This window comes from Microcystis panniformis FACHB-1757 (assembly GCF_001264245.1).
GTDB classification, from domain to species: domain Bacteria; phylum Cyanobacteriota; class Cyanobacteriia; order Cyanobacteriales; family Microcystaceae; genus Microcystis; species Microcystis panniformis.
Window position 1 is genome coordinate 2296160 of the sequence record NZ_CP011339.1, and the last position, 16010, is coordinate 2312169.

Annotated in this window: 19 protein-coding genes and 5 pseudogenes; 7 read left to right on the forward strand and 17 right to left on the reverse strand. The window is 41.4% G+C overall.

The window, feature by feature from the left end; genetic code table 11:
• Positions 1-2 precede the first annotated feature (2 nt).
• Both VL20_RS11005 and VL20_RS11010 read left to right on the forward strand, forming a co-directional pair.
• A pseudogene (locus tag VL20_RS11005) lies at positions 3-970 on the forward strand (cysteine synthase A).
• 157 nt (positions 971-1127) lie between these two features.
• The gene (locus tag VL20_RS11010) at positions 1128-1406 is read left to right on the forward strand and encodes a hemolysin XhlA family protein (RefSeq protein WP_052276534.1); all 279 of its coding nucleotides are present in this window, start codon (positions 1128-1130) and stop codon (positions 1404-1406) included.
• Between the two features lie 376 nt (positions 1407-1782).
• Here the strand turns inward: VL20_RS11010 and VL20_RS11015 are convergent, their stop codons facing one another.
• From VL20_RS11015 to VL20_RS11070, 13 genes and pseudogenes are all read right to left on the reverse strand, one after another.
• Positions 1783-2058, reverse strand: a complete 276-nt coding sequence (locus VL20_RS11015; protein ID WP_284526095.1) for a type II toxin-antitoxin system HicB family antitoxin — start codon at positions 2056-2058, stop codon at positions 1783-1785.
• 102 nt (positions 2059-2160) lie between these two features.
• Positions 2161-2367: a HepT-like ribonuclease domain-containing protein gene (locus VL20_RS32560; protein WP_272079423.1), complete on the reverse strand. Its 207-nt coding sequence runs from the start codon at positions 2365-2367 to the stop codon at positions 2161-2163.
• 124 nt (positions 2368-2491) lie between these two features.
• Positions 2492-2734 (reverse strand): nucleotidyltransferase family protein, encoded by a 243-nt coding sequence (locus VL20_RS32565; protein WP_284526096.1) that lies wholly within the window; start codon positions 2732-2734, stop codon positions 2492-2494.
• A gap of 505 nt (positions 2735-3239) precedes the next feature.
• Positions 3240-5242 (reverse strand): annotated as a pseudogene (locus tag VL20_RS11030) (SUMF1/EgtB/PvdO family nonheme iron enzyme).
• A gap of 100 nt (positions 5243-5342) precedes the next feature.
• Entirely contained in the window at positions 5343-5504 is a 162-nt protein-coding gene (locus tag VL20_RS31120; protein WP_158499339.1) for a hypothetical protein, read from the reverse strand.
• Between the two features lie 186 nt (positions 5505-5690).
• A complete protein-coding gene (locus VL20_RS11035; RefSeq protein WP_081417880.1) occupies positions 5691-5900 on the reverse strand; it encodes a BrnA antitoxin family protein in 210 nt (69 codons plus the stop codon).
• 4 nt (positions 5901-5904) lie between these two features.
• The gene (locus tag VL20_RS11040) at positions 5905-6183 is read right to left on the reverse strand and encodes a BrnT family toxin (RefSeq protein ID WP_002772034.1); all 279 of its coding nucleotides are present in this window, start codon (positions 6181-6183) and stop codon (positions 5905-5907) included.
• 113 nt (positions 6184-6296) lie between these two features.
• Positions 6297-6632, reverse strand: coding sequence for a HepT-like ribonuclease domain-containing protein (locus VL20_RS11045; protein ID WP_052276537.1), 336 nt, complete (start codon positions 6630-6632; stop codon positions 6297-6299).
• A complete protein-coding gene (locus tag VL20_RS11050) occupies positions 6629-6922 on the reverse strand; it encodes a nucleotidyltransferase family protein (RefSeq protein WP_002770523.1) in 294 nt (97 codons plus the stop codon). The genes VL20_RS11045 and VL20_RS11050 overlap by 4 nt, the downstream gene beginning before the upstream one ends.
• Before the next feature lie 62 nt (positions 6923-6984).
• Positions 6985-7752 (reverse strand): PP2C family serine/threonine-protein phosphatase, encoded by a 768-nt coding sequence (locus tag VL20_RS11055; RefSeq protein WP_052276538.1) that lies wholly within the window; start codon positions 7750-7752, stop codon positions 6985-6987.
• A gap of 13 nt (positions 7753-7765) precedes the next feature.
• The gene (locus tag VL20_RS11060) at positions 7766-8422 is read right to left on the reverse strand and encodes a vWA domain-containing protein (RefSeq protein WP_052276539.1); all 657 of its coding nucleotides are present in this window, start codon (positions 8420-8422) and stop codon (positions 7766-7768) included.
• Between the two features lie 235 nt (positions 8423-8657).
• Positions 8658-8999, reverse strand: a complete 342-nt coding sequence (locus VL20_RS11065; protein WP_052278442.1) for a thioredoxin family protein — start codon at positions 8997-8999, stop codon at positions 8658-8660.
• 88 nt (positions 9000-9087) lie between these two features.
• A complete protein-coding gene (locus VL20_RS11070; protein ID WP_128575193.1) occupies positions 9088-9789 on the reverse strand; it encodes an NnrU family protein in 702 nt (233 codons plus the stop codon).
• Positions 9790-10115: 326 nt separating this feature from the next.
• Here VL20_RS11070 and VL20_RS11075 point away from each other — a divergent pair, with 326 nt between their 5' ends.
• From VL20_RS11075 to VL20_RS11090, 4 genes are all read left to right on the forward strand, one after another.
• On the forward strand, positions 10116-10415 hold the full coding sequence (locus VL20_RS11075) for a (2Fe-2S) ferredoxin domain-containing protein (RefSeq protein ID WP_002786792.1): 300 nt from the start codon (positions 10116-10118) through the stop codon (positions 10413-10415).
• A gap of 204 nt (positions 10416-10619) precedes the next feature.
• A complete protein-coding gene (locus VL20_RS11080) occupies positions 10620-11486 on the forward strand; it encodes a response regulator (protein WP_052276540.1) in 867 nt (288 codons plus the stop codon).
• The gene (locus tag VL20_RS11085; protein WP_002772019.1) at positions 11483-11773 is read left to right on the forward strand and encodes a circadian clock KaiB family protein; all 291 of its coding nucleotides are present in this window, start codon (positions 11483-11485) and stop codon (positions 11771-11773) included. Before VL20_RS11080 ends, VL20_RS11085 begins: the two co-directional genes overlap by 4 nt.
• A gap of 563 nt (positions 11774-12336) precedes the next feature.
• A complete protein-coding gene (locus VL20_RS11090; protein WP_052276541.1) occupies positions 12337-13530 on the forward strand; it encodes an NAD(P)/FAD-dependent oxidoreductase in 1194 nt (397 codons plus the stop codon).
• On the opposite strand, the gene VL20_RS11095 is transcribed toward VL20_RS11090, so the two are convergent.
• Together VL20_RS11095 and VL20_RS11100 are read right to left on the reverse strand one after the other, a co-directional pair.
• Entirely contained in the window at positions 13510-13929 is a 420-nt protein-coding gene (locus VL20_RS11095; RefSeq protein ID WP_052276542.1) for a GAF domain-containing protein, read from the reverse strand. The genes VL20_RS11090 and VL20_RS11095 overlap by 21 nt on opposite strands.
• 319 nt (positions 13930-14248) lie before the next feature.
• A pseudogene (locus VL20_RS11100) lies at positions 14249-14713 on the reverse strand (ISL3 family transposase); the annotation flags it as partial.
• Positions 14714-14765: 52 nt separating this feature from the next.
• Between VL20_RS11100 and VL20_RS31125 the strand changes: the two are divergent.
• Positions 14766-14930 (forward strand): hypothetical protein, encoded by a 165-nt coding sequence (locus VL20_RS31125; RefSeq protein ID WP_158499340.1) that lies wholly within the window; start codon positions 14766-14768, stop codon positions 14928-14930.
• A gap of 147 nt (positions 14931-15077) precedes the next feature.
• On the opposite strand, the pseudogene VL20_RS11105 reads toward VL20_RS31125, so the two are convergent.
• Positions 15078-15492, reverse strand: a pseudogene (locus VL20_RS11105) (Uma2 family endonuclease); the annotation flags it as partial.
• A 139-nt stretch (positions 15493-15631) separates the two neighbouring features.
• Positions 15632-15949, reverse strand: a pseudogene (locus VL20_RS11110) (Uma2 family endonuclease); the annotation flags it as partial.
• Positions 15950-16010 lie beyond the last annotated feature (61 nt).

Here is a 16010-nt window from a genome sequence, read left to right on the forward strand (position 1 = left end):
TTATGGATATTAAACATGGTTTCGTCGATGCGGTGGGTAATACTCCCCTAATTCGTCTCAATAGTTTTAGCGAGGAAACTGGCTGCGAGATTCTCGGTAAGGCCGAATTTCTTAACCCCGGTGGTTCGGTCAAGGATCGGGCCGCTTTATATATTATCCAAGAAGCGGAAAAAGCCGGTACTCTCCAACCGGGGGAACCGTCGTCGAAGGAACCGCCGGCAATACTGGCATCGGTTTGGCCCATATCTGCAATGCTAAAGGTTATAAATGCCTGATTATCATTCCCGATACCCAATCCCAAGAGAAAATCGACCTATTGAGAACATTGGGTGCAGAAGTGCGTACTGTTCCCGCCGTTCCCTACCGGGATGCCAATAATTACGTTAAATTATCGGGGAGATTGGCCAGTGAGATGGAAAATGCTATCTGGGCCAATCAATTCGATAATCTGGCTAATCGTCGCGCTCACTACGAAACCACTGGCCGGGAAATCTGGGAACAAACCGACGGTAAAATTGATGCTTGGGTGGCTGCCACGGGAACCGGGGGAACCTACGCGGGGGTGGCGATGTTTTTAAAAGACCAAAATCCCCAGGTGCGTTGTGTGGTGGCGGATCCGATGGGTAGCGGTTTATATAGTTATGTGAAAACTGGGACAATTACCCTGGAAGGTAGTTCAATTACCGAAGGGATTGGTAATAGTCGTATTACCGCTAATATGGAAGGCGCACCCATAGATGATGCCATTCAAATTGATGATCCCACTGCCATCAAAGTTGTTTATCAACTATTACAAAAAGATGGTTTATTTATGGGGGGTTCTGTGGGTATTAATGTCGGTGCTGCCGTGGCTTTGGCTAAACAAATGGGACCGGGCCACACCATAGTTACTGTTCTTTGTGATGGTGGGTCCCGTTATCAATCTCGTTTATATAATCCTCAATGGTTGGCTGAGAAAGGATTGGCTTAATCAGGAATTATCGGCTCATAAATTAGTGGAGATAATGGGAGGGGGAGGGCAACAATTAGAGAAGGCAGCAGGGGAAAATGAGGCGCAATGTTTGGCAAGCACTTGAGACAAGATAGACAATAATACTGATAACTATCATTATTAGGAGAATCATCAGATGTCAGTTAGTATTGAACAAGACCTCAAGGAAATTTTAGGTTCAATTAATCAGAAGTTAGATAATCTGCAAAAAGATGTTATGGATATTAAAATAGTACAGGCGAGATTAGAGGAAAAAGTCGATAGTTTAGAAAAAGATATTGAAGGAGTAAAAGAAGATACAAAAGAATTAAAAGGCTCTCAGAAAGCCCAGATTTGGACGTTAATCGGCATCTTGGGAACAGCTTTAATAGGAACAGTTATTCGCTATATTATTCTCCCTTTTCCTCAATCATAATTAAGACAATGAATTTGGAAACGCCTTCTGCAACAGTTATTCCTCAAATTGCAGAAAATCACTGTAAGGGCGAAGCATTTGGGCATAACCTATCGCTGAAATCCTAGATTTTTTATCCGAATGCTTCGCCCCTACCCATCAATTTCCCATCTACCACGCACCACGCCACCACGCCCAACCTACAACCTAACCTACGGCTGATTGAGCAGAATCAGGCAGTTTAGGTGATGGCACGTTTTTAGGCAGATGAATTGCATCATTCAACCTTTATTTTATCTCAGAGAATAAAGAGCTTAGGTTGGGTTGAACGATAGTGAAACCCAACACTTTTAAATAATTGGGTTGGGTTTCGTTCCTCAAACCAGCCTACTTATTGCTAAATTTGTTGGTGTAATTTCGGGTGTGGCTGTGACAGAAAACTATCAGAAAAAGGTTTTTCTGGCTTTTCCCCACGCTCGGCACAAAAAGCTAAGTAATCTTCCACTGAATCAGCAAAAGCTTGCTGCAATTCCGCTACACTCTCTCCCTGAAAAGTGATAACATCTCGGACGTTGGCCACCTCACCGTGAAAGATACCCGCCTCGTCATCAAAAAAAACTACTGCTTCGTAACCTTTACAATTCATTCTAAGCGATAATTGTTTACTGTTCACTGCTAAAGGGTAATTCCGAGAAATCTATCTCACCTATTTGATCGATTCCCCAGAAAGGATAGCAGTCATAATCTGCCATTAACTTAATTTTTTAAATTATTATCATTGGGGCAATGGTGGCAATAGAGACTGCAATTGTTCTAGCAAAGGAGAAAGTCTTACTGTAATAATATTCCAGACAATTTCTGGTTGAACCTGATCGTACTGATGGCTAATAATATTTCTGAGGCCAATAATTCCCCTCCAATCAATTTTGGTGTGTTTTTGTTGAAAAGTCTCAGGAATTCTACGGGCTGCTTCTCCTAAAATTTCTAATTATCTTTCCACAGCACTTTGTAACAAAAGACTCTTGGAATATTCTTCCAAAGAAACATCTTGAATAAATTCTTGGATATTAGTAATAGCTTCGACCATATCCCAAAGATATCCAGCCTCACGACTGTTCATGACGATAAATTAGCTGATGAGTTTTTAAAATTTCGTAACGACGATAGGGGTTTTTCAGTCCCTCTTGATTAACCAAGTCAACTTTGCGTCCGAATATCTCCTCTAATTCTTCTTTCATCTGAACAATATCAAACAAATCCCAGCCATGATTGGGAGCAAACTTATAAAGAACATCAATATCACTATCAACTCGAAAGTCTTCCCTTAATACTGAACCAAATAAAGACATTTCAAGAATTTTCCAATGTTGACAAAAATTAGTAATTTTGCTTAAGATAACTTGAGCTTGTTTTTCTTAAAACCAGAATTTAACAAGATTTTTTCGGCCTTGTTGGTGGTTATTTTAACAACCTTCGCTGTAATAGCTTGTTTCATTGGTGAGCAAAATCCCCCAAATTATCCTTGACAAAACACTTAAGATCGTTAAGGTTACAGTAACCCGCCATGTAAAGTCGGCTGGTAGGCTACACCAACATTAACACACCCTAGGAGATCGGCGCTCACTTTTTCGTCCGTAGTCTGATCGTAGGTTAGGCCAAACGATAGTGAAACCCAACATTTTTAAATCATTGGGTTGGGTTTCCTTCCTCAACCCAACCCACGGCTTTTTAACAACCGATAACTGTTTCATTTTTCATTGTCCTTAACAAAATTTAACACTACCTCAATTTTTTCAAAAAAATCGACCCGCCGCTAGGCGGGAAAAAGAGAAAAAGAGAAAAAGTAAAAAAGGGTTAAAGTCCTGGGGAGACACACGCAACCCGAAAACCGTAGTTGCTGATGTCGAAGCCGGGGATGACCCAGTTGCGGTTGGCAGAACGACAGCTATAAGGGCTGTCGTACCAAGAACCGCCGCGCAGACACTTAAGAGATTGAGAACGATTATCATTCTTGATAAGCCACGCCGATCCATCTTTTGGCGCTCCGATATAGTTATCGTGCCAATTGTCCTCGCACCACTCCCAAACATTGCCACTCATGTCATAGAGTCCCCAAGCATTGGGCTTTTTCTGGCCCACAGGATGAGTTTTATACTGAGAATTTCCGTCATACCAAGCATAATCTCCTAACTGATTAGCATCATCACCGAAATAATAGCGAGTGGTTGTCCCCCACGACAGGCATATTCCCATTCCGCTTCTGTGGGGAGGCGATAGGTTTTCCCGGTTATTTGACTCAATTTCTGACAAAAGGCTTGAGCGTCATTCCAACTAACCTTTTCTACCGGATTTTGGGGATTATTTTTAAAATAAGAGGGATTTGTTCCCATTACTGCTTGATATTGTGCCTGAGTCACCGGATATTTCCCAATCGCAAAACTGTTGACTTTAACTTGGTGTTGAGGCTTTTCAGAATCCGAAGCATCGGGATCACTGTCAGGAGATCCCATGAGAAATTGACCTGCTAGTAAGCCTACCATTTCCAGTGTTACTCCATTGGGTAGGTTTTCTGTAAATGGAGGAGCTAAAGGACGAGGTGAAGGAGGAGATGGAGAACTTGAAGGACGAGGTGAAGGAGAAGGAGTAGGATTCTGACGAAACAACTGAGCGAAAATATTACTAGCGACTGTCCCTACTGTAAATAACCCCAAATTTATTAAGACTTTACGACGCGACCATCTTTGAGGAGGTATAGGTGAAGGAGATGATTTAATCGATATTGGGGGAGGTGGTGGAGCTACTTTAGGTGACGGTGTAGATGTCACAGTAGCGATACTTTTGCTTGCAAAAATATCAAAATTTAAATCACTAAATCGCTCACACCAATAACACTTTCCGTAACTGCGACTGTAGTAATGATTATCAACTTTGCCACAGCGTATAACCTCATTTAATGCAACTTCCAAAGTATCGCACCATTCCTTAGCCGTCGGTCGTCTGTGGGGGAATTTATGTCCCTCATTAAAACAGCGCAAAAATAAGGCGTGTAAGTCGGGATGTAAAATATTTAATGGGATTGTTGTATTACTAGGTACAAGCAATTTATCCCCAGAAAAAGGCCAGAGTCCCCGTCGAATTAGTTCCGACTGTTCCAGGGAATCCCCTCCTCCTTGCCACAATCCCCGAAACGGCGGCCCGCTAAATAATAGATAATAAATAACAACTCCTAATCGAAAGCGATCATGCACTTCTGTTTGATCTACATCTGCTAGATTCACTCCGATTAATTCCGCCGGTGTAAATCCTTCTGAGCCAACTAAACACCGATATATTTTACCGCTATAGGGATCTGATACTTGAAATGAATCTGTATCAATAATTGTAGGCAACGCCCGATTATTCACCAAGATATTTTCTAGCTTGATGTCTCCCAAAACATAACCTTTAAGGTGAATTGCTTGGATAATAGCGGCTATATTCCGCGCTACTACATGAAGAAAATACCAATTAGTTTCTAACTTGTATTTTCTTCTCATTATGGGCGTACAAAGCTTTAATAATGTTTCTGAACCCACCACTTCTGGCATTAAAAACCCAGCGACTTTTCCCTGGTTATCTTCTAAGATAGAATAGGGCCAAGCGAAGGAAATATGGTTAAGATGAGCATTAGGATCCCCAGGCCGATTTCTCACCATTAACTGTAATTTATCAACCCTTTCATTATGGGGATTGTGGTAGATTTTCGCTAAGTACCCATTAAAGTTAGTGTGCCATACTTTCGCTTCGCCACTGTCGGCCATTTCTTGCGTCAGGGTAATCAAGCGATTCTGTAGTTGACAGCGATAAGTTAAAGACATCAAAAAATCTCCGAGTATTTATGCTGTTCAGTCCCATCGTAGTTGGGTTGAACAATAGTGAAACCCAACATTTTTTAATAATTGAGTTGGGTTTCGTTCCTCAACCCAACCTACAGATACTTTCATTATGGGGATTGTGGTAGATTTTCGCTAAGTACCCATTAAAGTTAGTGTGCCATACTTTCGCTTCGCCACTGTTGGCCAATTCTTGCGTCAGGGTAATCAGACGATTTTGTAGTTGACAGCGATAAGTTAAAGACATCAAAAAATCTCCGAGTATTTATGCTGTTCAGTCCCATCGTAGGTTGGGTTGAACGATAGTGAAACCCAACATTTTTTAATAATTAAGTTGGGTTTCGTTCCTCAACCCAACCTACAGATTACTTTTGATAGATTTTTTGCTCACGATTGTTTGGGGTAGATGTAATCAAATCAGGTTCATTGTTTTTTACTGCTGCTGCTGTTCCATCACTTCCCGCAAGATGTAGTTAATTTGTGTCTCATATCCTTTCCCTTGAGCTTTTAACCATTCTAATATATCTTGATCTAGTTGGATGGTTAATTGCTGCTTTGATGTCGAAAAAGATACTGTTTCTTGGGTAAAGAATTCATCACCTAATGGCGGAATATCAGAATAATCGATATTCTCATCCGTCATCGCATCAATTCTCTTCAAGTCGCTTTTGATAGATTTTTTGCTCACGATTGTTTGCCTTTCTCATTGAGATTATACGAGTTTTATTAGAGCGAGGGGTATGGACGATTAAGACAACTCGACCTTTCAATTTGCCAAGCGTAATATATCTTATCTCACCATAAACGAAACGGCTATCCTCGAAGGTAACACATTTACCACCAAAAACTAGCGGTGCATCCTCAAAACTCAGTCCGTGCTTCTCTAAGTTAGCGTCGCTCTTGTCTTGATCCCATTCGTACTTCATTGTTTGAGGTAGATTCGTTAATATTAGCTTCCAAGGTAGTGCCTTAGTCCCATCGTAGGTTGGGTTGAACGATAGTGAAACCCAACATTTTTTAATAATTGAGTTGGGTTTCGTCAAATCAATTCCTGTAAAATAGCTTCGATTTGTCCTTTTAGAGGAGGAATGTCATTTTTAACAATATCCCAAATAATCTCTAGATTGATACGAAAATATTCATGAATAGTTAAGTTTCTTAGATCGCTGGCATCTCGCCAAGGAACTTCGGGATATCTTGCTTTAAATTCTTGAGAAGTTGCTCTAGCTGCTTCACCAATAATTTGTAAATGATAGACAATCCAAGTTTGAATTAATTCTTGTTGTTCAAACAGGGTTTTTCCCTGTCGAGCATACTTTTCTAAACGCTCAATTGCTTCTAAAATATCCCGCAAGCGTTCGCTATCATCTCTCATAGTGGTATTGCTTCTTTAAGTACCCGCTCTCTGATTCTATCTTTAAGTCCCTGTTCGGTAACAATATCAACTTTGCAGCCTAACAAGGCTTCAAGTTCTCGGATTAACGGCAAGGGAAACCAGGGACTCCGACGTTCGCTACAATAATCAATTAATAAATCAATATCGCTTTTTTCGTCAGCTTCTCCCCGTGCAACAGAACCAAAAATTCGCACGTTATTTGCGCCGTGTTTAGCCGCAATAGCAATAATTTTTTCTCGTTTGTTTTTGAGTAATTCGTCAATTTTCATAATTTACTTAGTCCATAGTCTTATCATAGGTTGGATTGAACCAGAGCCAGAAACCGGGTTTGTCAAACAAACCCGGTTTCTAAACAAAAAGCTAGTAGTAAGGTTTTATCATCGGTTGTTAACTTACTTAAATCCTCCCGCTCTAAAAATTCTTTGAGGTCTTCTTGCAATGGCGTTTCTGTCTGTTGCAAATATTCTTCTAGTGGCTGAAAAAAAGGCGGAAAAGGCTGCCAATTTTTATAATCGATCGATACCTTTTCCACTCCATCTGTCGCCACACAAATAAACGCAACTGGCTCGGTTAAAATTTTTATTTGCATCTCCTCCAAAGCATTACTAGAAATAACAAAAGTGGTTTCATTGATGTATTCCCCCTTGTCAGGCTGAAACAATAACTGATAATTTCCTCCCAGAGGTTTGAACACAATAAAACCGTCTCCTATCTGCATCGATGCTAACCGTTTTGAAGTAACCAAAACAACCAGTAAAGTTGTCGCTAGATCATTAATGTCTAACTCTTCTTTTTCGGCTTCTTCTTGGAGAATTTGCTGAACATAAGCCAACAGTTGCCGGAATATTTCCTTTAATTCCGCTTCAGTTCCAGTGGCAGCTAATGCTGTTTTTTTGAAATTTTCCTCTAAAAATTGCAGCGCTGCTTTAACTGTTATTTTCGCCCCTAAATCCGAATATTTGGCACTACCGGCCCCATCAGCCACGGCTCCAATCAAAACATCCTGACCCAATAATTTATAAGCACCGTAATCTTGACAGGGTAATCCCATTTGGACGTGAAAACTACCGACCACTGACTGACATAATGTTCTCCACATAATTAACTGTCCTCTAGGTGGTAATTTGTCCCCAATTCACGGGTGGTAAATCGATCGCCTCTCCAATTTTACCACCAGAAACTCGTTTCATTGAGTTACTTAACCACTGAAATAAATCCCGAAAATCTAAACCATTGAGTAACACAGGGGGATTATTAGAAATCTGTTTGAGCTTCTCCATATCAGCACCCTGAACACCTACAGAAAAAAATAAAACCCGATTTTCTGCTTCTGCTTGTTTTACCCGTTGCGCCGCCAGATTCCATTGATCCGTAGGCGCACCATCAGTAATTAAAAATATCCAGGGGCGATAATATTGGATACCATGATTTCTATAAATCGCTTTACGATCTTCGACTAAATCTAAGGCCAATTCAATCGCTTCTCCCATGGGAGTTAAGTCTCCTGCGGTTAAAGTAGGTGGCGTAAATTGGTCAATTCCGACAAAATCTTGCACGGTTTTAACCCCACCATTACCAAAGGTAACAATGGCGGTTTCTACGCTCAACGTCGCTTGCATATCCCGCATCACGTCCTCCTGAAAGGTTTTGATGCCATCATTGAGAGCCTTAATCGGTTCTCCCTGCATTGAACCAGAGGTATCTAGTAGTAGTACCACAGGACAGCGATTTTCCTGGTTTTCGACAAATTCAGCCACACCAATCGGCATTTTTTGCAAGCCTCCTAATTTTTTGAACTGGGGGAACTATGGGAGTTTTAGCAATTGGGATTATCTACTTTTTGTCCTATTATATTATCTCTGCCAGTCCCATCAGAAAAGATAGCTTTCCCTTAAGCAGGCAGGTGTTAAAAGTTGTCAGACACCCCCCTTATTAAGGGGGGATTAAGGGGGGCAGGGGGGATCGAACCCAAAATATATCTTCAATTTAATTATAACCAGCTACTTAAGCTGAACGCAGGATTTGATTTTTGACTATTAGTCGCAGGGTTTGTTGTAATTCCTCGCGACTGTGAATTTCCTCCAGACGGTGAACCGGAACACCTTGATCGAAGAGAATTAAAGTAGGCAGACTACGCAGACGAAAACTATTAGCCAATTTAAAATTATCATCGGCATTGACACCGACTAATTGAATCGCATCTTGACAGTCATTTTGCCAAGAAAAGAGGGTGGGTTGGATTAAACGACACAAACCACACCAAGGAGCCCAAAAATACACGAGGACCGGACGAGAAGACTCTAAAACTAGCTTAGGGAAGCTCTTTTCGTTGACAGATAGCATCATGTCTAAACCGATTTTATGAAAACTTAATTTTGATATAGAAACCATCTTACACCAGTCGGGATCAATAAGAAAGGGGTTGGGAGCAAAATCACCAATAAATTTTACTTGTTGCTTGCATTAGCCAAGGATGCCCCCACCAGAGGAGTAGAATAAACCCTGTTACTCCTAGATAGGCAGGACGAAGGAATTCTTGCCATTTTAGGCTTTGCCGACCATCGATAATCGCTAAAAAGGGGACCACCGAGGTGCGTTCTTTGATCTTTAAAAATGCCTCTCCGTAACGGTCTTCTAAGCGGCGATCGCCATGCCAAACGGCAAAAAGATGATGAGCAATTAAACCCAGGGAAGTTAATAGGGTAAAGCTTGTCCCTAACCAGAGGGTGTGAGCAATACACCAGATCACCTGTCCTACCATCTGGGGATGACGGGTAACGCGCAGGATGCCGGTTTCGTAGAGATGAACCTGGGGTTTTTGGATAGCGGCGATCTCCAGCAGGTTAAAGGTGGCAGGATAGAGAAAGAAAAAAGAAATGGCCGAAAGTACCCAAACTAGGGTTTTAACTCCGGTTACTCCCTGTACTTGCCAGAGAAGCAAACCATCATAACGATGATTGAAGAAATAAACTACTAAAATCACGGCTAGAGGGATACTCACAAGGGCAAATAATACCCGATACAGTCGCGCACCGATGATAGCTTCTCCCCGCATTCGTAAACTGGCTAATCCGCTATGGGCGACGGCAAAACCCAGTAATAAACCTAACATGACCCAATGACTAGCGAATGCCACTTTTACTCTCTTGATTGACTAAATTTTTGGCTCTTCTCGACTTTGTGTGATAATTTTTGCTTATGGAACCCTGAAGTGCTTATTGGGCAAAACTTTTAGGACTATTTTGCGGAAGAAACTATCGGTATAGACCTCGTTTCCACACAGAAACCAGAAGAGCCAATTTTTCTCTGAACTCTATTTTAAAGATTGATGGTTAATTTTCAGCCCCTTTTTTTTGTGTTGCCAGTATCGGGGATTCGGGGCAAAATAAAACTATGCTTCCCCAAAGCCTCTCCCAAGAATATACCCAGGGAACTATCTAATTTTGCAACTTTTTAGGTAATATGTCTTATCCCCAAAAGCGATTTGTGATGGTCTGTCAGCATTCTTCCTGTTTGGTACAGGGTGCGTCCGAGCTTCTTTTAGCTTGGCAAACGGCAGCTCTCCCAGAAGATGTCATCGTTATGACCAGTGGTTGTCAAGGACAGTGTAGCACTAGCCCCACGGTGAGGATTATTCCTGAAGAAACTTGGTACTGTCGTGTTAAACCAGAGGATGTCAATCAGATTGTCGAGGAACATTTAAAAAACGGTCAACCAGTCGAGCGTTTACTCCATCCACGCATTCACGCTCAATGGCAGTAAACTTGATCGTCAATTTTTAAGTGATGCTTCACAATAGTCTTTTTGCTCGTAGGTTAACCGCTTTGAGTGCCTGTGATTTCAGCTTAGTCTATATAAGACTTCGAGATAGCGGGTGCTAGATGGTGATTTTGTCCTTGCGTTTCCCAAAGATGGGCGTACTATGAAAGTAGGGAAAAAAAAGATAATTTTAGCGATCAATTCACAATGACTAGGGATCTCTGTAGGATTTTATTGATAGAGGATGAGCCGACAACTGTTAAATTAATCCAGAGATTGCTGTTAAAGGCCCCCCAATGTTCCTTGGCCGGGGGGTTGACTTTTACCCTCACCCAAGCTCAGGATCTAGAGGAAACTGCCGAAAAACTGGCAGGGGAGAAATTTGATATCATCCTCTTAAGCTTGGAAATCTCTGTCCCCCCCGGTTTAAATATTCTAGTCAAAACCAGAGAATTAGCCTCTGATATACCGATAGTGGTTCAAACTACTAGCAATGATGAGAAATTAGTCGTTAAAGCCTTTCAACTAGGTGCTGACGGTTATATTCAGTTAAATAATATCGATAGTAGTCTTTTAGTCTATCAAATTCGTGTGGCGATCGAGCGTCAGCAATATATCCTCAATCTTAAACATCAACAACAGGAAGATGAATTTCGCGAACTGGAACAGTTAATCAAGGGAGGACAAACTAGCATCACGGCGAAAATGTTCGGTTCTGAGGCAATCAGGCAGAGTATCCCCGATATTTTTCAAGAATTAGTCGAAAATTACGGAGAGTTATTAGATTTAGCTTTAGAAGAACAAGCATACAAAGTCGAACATAATCTATCGGAACGACTGCGAAGCTTGGCCGATAAGCTAGGATTCTTAAAAGCTAGTCCTCGCGATGTGGTGGATATTCATACCACCACCCTACGCCAAAAAAATCAGGATGTCACCCTGGCCAAAGCGCAGGCCTACGTTAGCGAAGGTCGTCTCATGGTCTTGGAATTGATGGGTTATCTCGTCTCTTTCTATCGTAAATACTATATCGGTCTCAGCAACATTAAACTGTTCAATAACACGCAATCATGAGTCAATATCTTCTCAAACTCTACATTATGGGCGATTCAAGTAAATCCCAGAGGGCGATCGCCAATATTTTTCGTATCTGTCGCGAGGAGTTATCCGGTCTTTATACGGTAGAAATAATTGATGTTCTCGAACAGCCGCAATTAGCGGAACAGGATAAAATTCTCGTAACTCCTACTTTAGTCAAACAACTTCCCCCACCCCTACAAAGAATTATCGGCGATATGTCCAATACTCAAAAGGTTCTCCTCGGTTTGGATGTTATTCCCAAAGACTCCCATCTCAATTAGGATTCACCTAAGAATTCTTCTGGTTAGGTTTTTCCTCGCTCCTAAGCTCTAATCTTAATTTTATCTCAAATGTCGGGGTGAAGACCCTCGCTTTTAACGAGATGAAACTCCAACCAATATAAAACAGCGAAGCACGACTTAAATCTTGACAATCTCTGCTGTATAAGTTAGCCTATAAATAGTTGTTTGAGGTCGATAAACAATGATTATCCTAAGTTTCAGAAAAATAATCGTTCAAATGTTTATTATGTCCAATTCTGTCTAAGCGTTAATATTCGGGAATAGGCAAAACCGCTAGAACCGAATAAAAAATGTGTAGGATTGGATGTAGGTTTAAAAGTTTTCTACGCTAATAGTGATTATGTTTAAAAATTGGTCTTTCGACGATTGGATGAATCATATCCTTTTTCTGGCTACAATTATGGCTTTGCTGACGATTTGGTTGGGTAGATAAATAAAAACATTTTTCTTTCCTCGCTTTACCAAAAATTTGGGTTTAAGGTTCCCCGTCCATTTTATGGCAGGGAGTGTCAAAATAAGAAACAAAACCCTCAGCGATCGATATGACTGACTCAATCCCAAAAATTTGTATTCTCGGTGGTGGTTTTGGTGGACTCTATACTGCTCTACGTTTGAGTCAATTGCCTTGGACCGATCAACACCCCCCCCAAATTACCTTAATTGATAAAAGCGATCGCTTTTTATTTTCTCCCCTTCTCTACGAATTAGTCACCTCAGAACTACAATCTTGGGAAATTGCTCCCCCTTTCAGCGAATTGCTCGCCAATACCCCCGTTAACTTCCAACAGGGAACCGTCACGGCGATCAATGTTAATAATCATAAAATAACCCTTGACAATCAAAACGATATATGCTATGACCGCCTCGTGATCGCCCTCGGTGGTCAATCTTCCCTTGAATTCCTACCCGGGGCCAAAACCCACGCTATCCCCTTTCGTAGTCTAGAGGATGCCTATCGTCTTCAGGATCGACTCAAAACCCTAGAACAATCCGATCGCGATAAAATTCGGGTCGCCATTATCGGGGGCGGTTATAGCGGCGTAGAATTAGCCTGTAAGCTGGCCGATCGCCTCGGAGAAAGGGGAAGAATTCGTCTGATCGAAAGAAATAGCGATATACTTGGCCCTTCAACCCAATTTAACCGCGACACCGCCAAAAAAGCCCTAGAAAAACGTCTAGTTTGGTTAGACCTAGAAACCACCGTCGCCGACATCCAAGCTGATCGCCTCTCCCTTGACTACAAAGGACAGATCGACAATATCCCCGTTGATCTAATTCTCTGGACCGTTAGTCCGATCGCCTCTCCACTGCTCGCTAATTTGCCCCTAGCACATAATGAGCGCAAATTACTAAAAGTTAATCAATATTTACAAACTGTCGAAAACCCCAGCATCTACGCGATCGGCGATGCGGCCGATAGTCGCGATCAAGAGGATAAACCCTATGCTGCCACGGCTCAGGTCGCCCTTCAACAGTCCGACTACTGCGCTTGGAATATTTGGGCGAGTTTTCACGATAAACCGGCTTTACCCTTCCGTTATCAACCTTTAGGCGAAATGTTGACCCTCGGAGTCGATGAGGCTACGATTAGCGGTTTAGGACTAGAATTAGCCGGTCCCCTTGCCCATCTTACCCGTCGCTTAGTCTATCTCTACCGACTGCCCACCCTTAACCATCAAATCGCGGTAGCATTTAACTGGATTGCCCAACCGCTTCTATCCCTCATCTCTGAGTAGCGAGTTCAGATATTCCTCCACTAACAAACTATCTCGATCGGTCAATTCCTGACCATCGAGACGGTTTAACAGCATTACTGCACCAAATAACCGATTATTAACCCTAATTGGCACAGCTAAAGCCGTTTTTATCCCCAAAGCGACCGCTATATCCTGACGGATGCGATTATCTCCGAGAGTTTGTCCCACCACCACCGGACAACTCCCCTGGTAAACCACCGTACACAATCCCGACGTGGCAATATCACCCCTTTTGCCCACAATTGCCCCAGTGTTTTTACCCGCACCCGCGCGATAATAAATACTATCACCGTCAAATTCGGCAATGATAACCGTTTCTGTTGGAATTAAACCTAAAATTTCTTCAGCAATGCGATCGAGATTAGTTAATTTTTCCATAATGGTTTAGGGGTTGAGGAAATGGGGTGTTATAATCAAAAAAAGGTAATGATTCGGTAGTAGTGGCGTAGCTCTCTTGCTTACCTGGTATAAATTGTGTAAAATATTTATTAATAAAAATAATCGGAACCCGATCAGTCTTTAAACCTCTAGCTTGATTATGACTTTTCTGATAAATATCTTTTTCTGGCTCCTGTCTGGCTTACTGAAATATCAGTCTAGCACCGAACAAAGTGCCCCCCTAGTTCACCTCTATTCCCCTGTCAAGCGTTGTGGTTCTCACCATAGGGCTCTTCTGGTTTTCGTGTGTTAATTTTTGTTATGAATTAAAGCCAGCAAACAGCTTAAGTCGAAGATGTTCAAAATTGGTAAATCCATAACTCATTCTTTTAATAAGCTTTATTTTGGCATTCATTCCCTCAATTAATCCGTTGGTTGTCTGATTTTCAAAGTAATTACAAATACCTGGCAAATGCTTCTGGATCATGATGGCACTACTTTGATATAATATCCCGCCTATTCTTATCCATTTTTCCAATTTTCTCTCAGCACCTCTGAACGTTCTACAACTTTGATAAATTTGTCTAATTTCTTCTTTCATTTCCCAGGCTATTCCTAAGCATGGATGTTCTTTCAGGATAACTTCTAGTTGTTGTTTTTGCTCGTCCTTTAAGTCCTCTTTATTCTTCCATAATAAATGAGGTAATCCTTTTTCATGCACCCCCATTAACTTTCTCAATTTATTAAGCTCGTCATTGATGATAGCCATTACATGGGGAGCATCTCACCTGATATTCCTCCTCTAAAAGGACAAATCGAAGCTATTTTACAGGAATTTGTTTGACGAAACCCAACCCAATTACTTAAATGTCGGGTTTCACTATCGTTTAACCCCACCTACTTTATTCTTCGATTTACTTGATAGCTACTGGCAAAATCTGAAACCCTTGGTAGGGACAATTCATGAATTGTCCCTACATTTTCGGAGTAAAATTCATTAATTATCCCTACTTTTTCGGAGTAAAATTCATTCGGTCTTTGTGTCCTCTGTGTCTCTGTGGTTCCTTCCACTCACTGCCCGCAAGACTATATCTTAGAATACATTTTACCCACCAAACCCAAGAGATCCCACTGACCATCTTGCACCCCTACAAGGTTTCATCGGGATTAATGCCTAATTCTCTTAATCTTGCCGTTAATTGCTCAATTTTTTGTAAAGCCAGTTCTTTTTGTTGACGTTCAGATTCTTTGGCCTGTTTCTCCAGAAGAGCGGCTTCCTCAGGTGTTGGGATTAACTGACCCCTAGAACTAAAATAACGCAATTTATCGGCGTAGATCCCTAAATATAAGCCCAATTCTTCACTCCATAACCAACCTTGCTGATTGGGTTCAATCGGTTGATATTTTCCCCTAATTAACGTATATCCTTCAAACTCTAAACTATAGGGGTCAAACCAGAAATAATCAGGAGTCCTAAATGTATTTTGATAAATTTCTTTCTTTTCTTCCCTATCAGTCTTAGCGGTACTTTCAAAAGAGGATTTCTATAATCACATTAGGATATGGCTCTTCTGGTTTCTGTGTGGAAACGAGGTCTATACTGATAGAATATCCGCAAAATAGCCCTAAAAGTCTTGCCCGATAAGCATTTCACGACTCCATAAGCAAAAATTATCACACAAAGTCGAGAAGAGCCAGGATATTTTCCCTCTTCTTGCCATACTACCCAACTTTTCCGGTTTGGGTTTCTAGTTGTTCCCAATACTACAAAAAAGTCGGGTCTTCTAAAGTATTCTGATTTTTTCTGATTGGGTCTGTAGTAGATGGTTAAATTCCCGGTTGCAAAGTAATCTTCTCTATCTTGCCATAACCATTCTAGGCATTTTATCAATAAAATAATCTGAGTTAGATGTAAATTACTTTCCAATGGCGGTTCATCACTCCAAAATTCGCCCGTTGGGAAGATTATCTCATCTTTTCGGGCGGTTTGGCCAGGGGATAGGGGTTGAGTTGTAGTCATGGTTATCTGCTATGAATAATAAGCTGCCCGTGTATTTAAACTGCTTGTTGAGACGGGACAA

Bases quoted from the DNA above. Each gene is read 5' to 3' on its own strand.
- VL20_RS11010 (WP_052276534.1), top strand. From the start codon at position 1,128: ATGTCAGTTAGTATTGAACAAGACCTCAAGGAAATTTTAGGTTCAATT.
- VL20_RS32565 (WP_284526096.1), bottom strand. From the start codon at position 2,734: ATGTCTTTATTTGGTTCAGTATTAAGGGAAGACTTTCGAGTTGATAGT.
- VL20_RS31120 (WP_158499339.1), bottom strand. From the start codon at position 5,504: ATGTCTTTAACTTATCGCTGTCAACTACAAAATCGTCTGATTACCCTG.
- VL20_RS11035 (WP_081417880.1), bottom strand. From the start codon at position 5,900: ATGACGGATGAGAATATCGATTATTCTGATATTCCGCCATTAGGTGAT.
- VL20_RS11040 (WP_002772034.1), bottom strand. From the start codon at position 6,183: ATGAAGTACGAATGGGATCAAGACAAGAGCGACGCTAACTTAGAGAAG.
- VL20_RS11045 (WP_052276537.1), bottom strand. From the start codon at position 6,632: ATGAGAGATGATAGCGAACGCTTGCGGGATATTTTAGAAGCAATTGAG.
- VL20_RS11050 (WP_002770523.1), bottom strand. From the start codon at position 6,922: ATGAAAATTGACGAATTACTCAAAAACAAACGAGAAAAAATTATTGCT.
- VL20_RS11055 (WP_052276538.1), bottom strand. From the start codon at position 7,752: ATGTGGAGAACATTATGTCAGTCAGTGGTCGGTAGTTTTCACGTCCAA.
- VL20_RS11060 (WP_052276539.1), bottom strand. From the start codon at position 8,422: ATGCCGATTGGTGTGGCTGAATTTGTCGAAAACCAGGAAAATCGCTGT.
- VL20_RS11065 (WP_052278442.1), bottom strand. From the start codon at position 8,999: ATGATGCTATCTGTCAACGAAAAGAGCTTCCCTAAGCTAGTTTTAGAG.
- VL20_RS11075 (WP_002786792.1), top strand. From the start codon at position 10,116: ATGTCTTATCCCCAAAAGCGATTTGTGATGGTCTGTCAGCATTCTTCC.
- VL20_RS11080 (WP_052276540.1), top strand. From the start codon at position 10,620: ATGACTAGGGATCTCTGTAGGATTTTATTGATAGAGGATGAGCCGACA.
- VL20_RS11085 (WP_002772019.1), top strand. From the start codon at position 11,483: ATGAGTCAATATCTTCTCAAACTCTACATTATGGGCGATTCAAGTAAA.
- VL20_RS11090 (WP_052276541.1), top strand. From the start codon at position 12,337: ATGACTGACTCAATCCCAAAAATTTGTATTCTCGGTGGTGGTTTTGGT.
- VL20_RS11095 (WP_052276542.1), bottom strand. From the start codon at position 13,929: ATGGAAAAATTAACTAATCTCGATCGCATTGCTGAAGAAATTTTAGGT.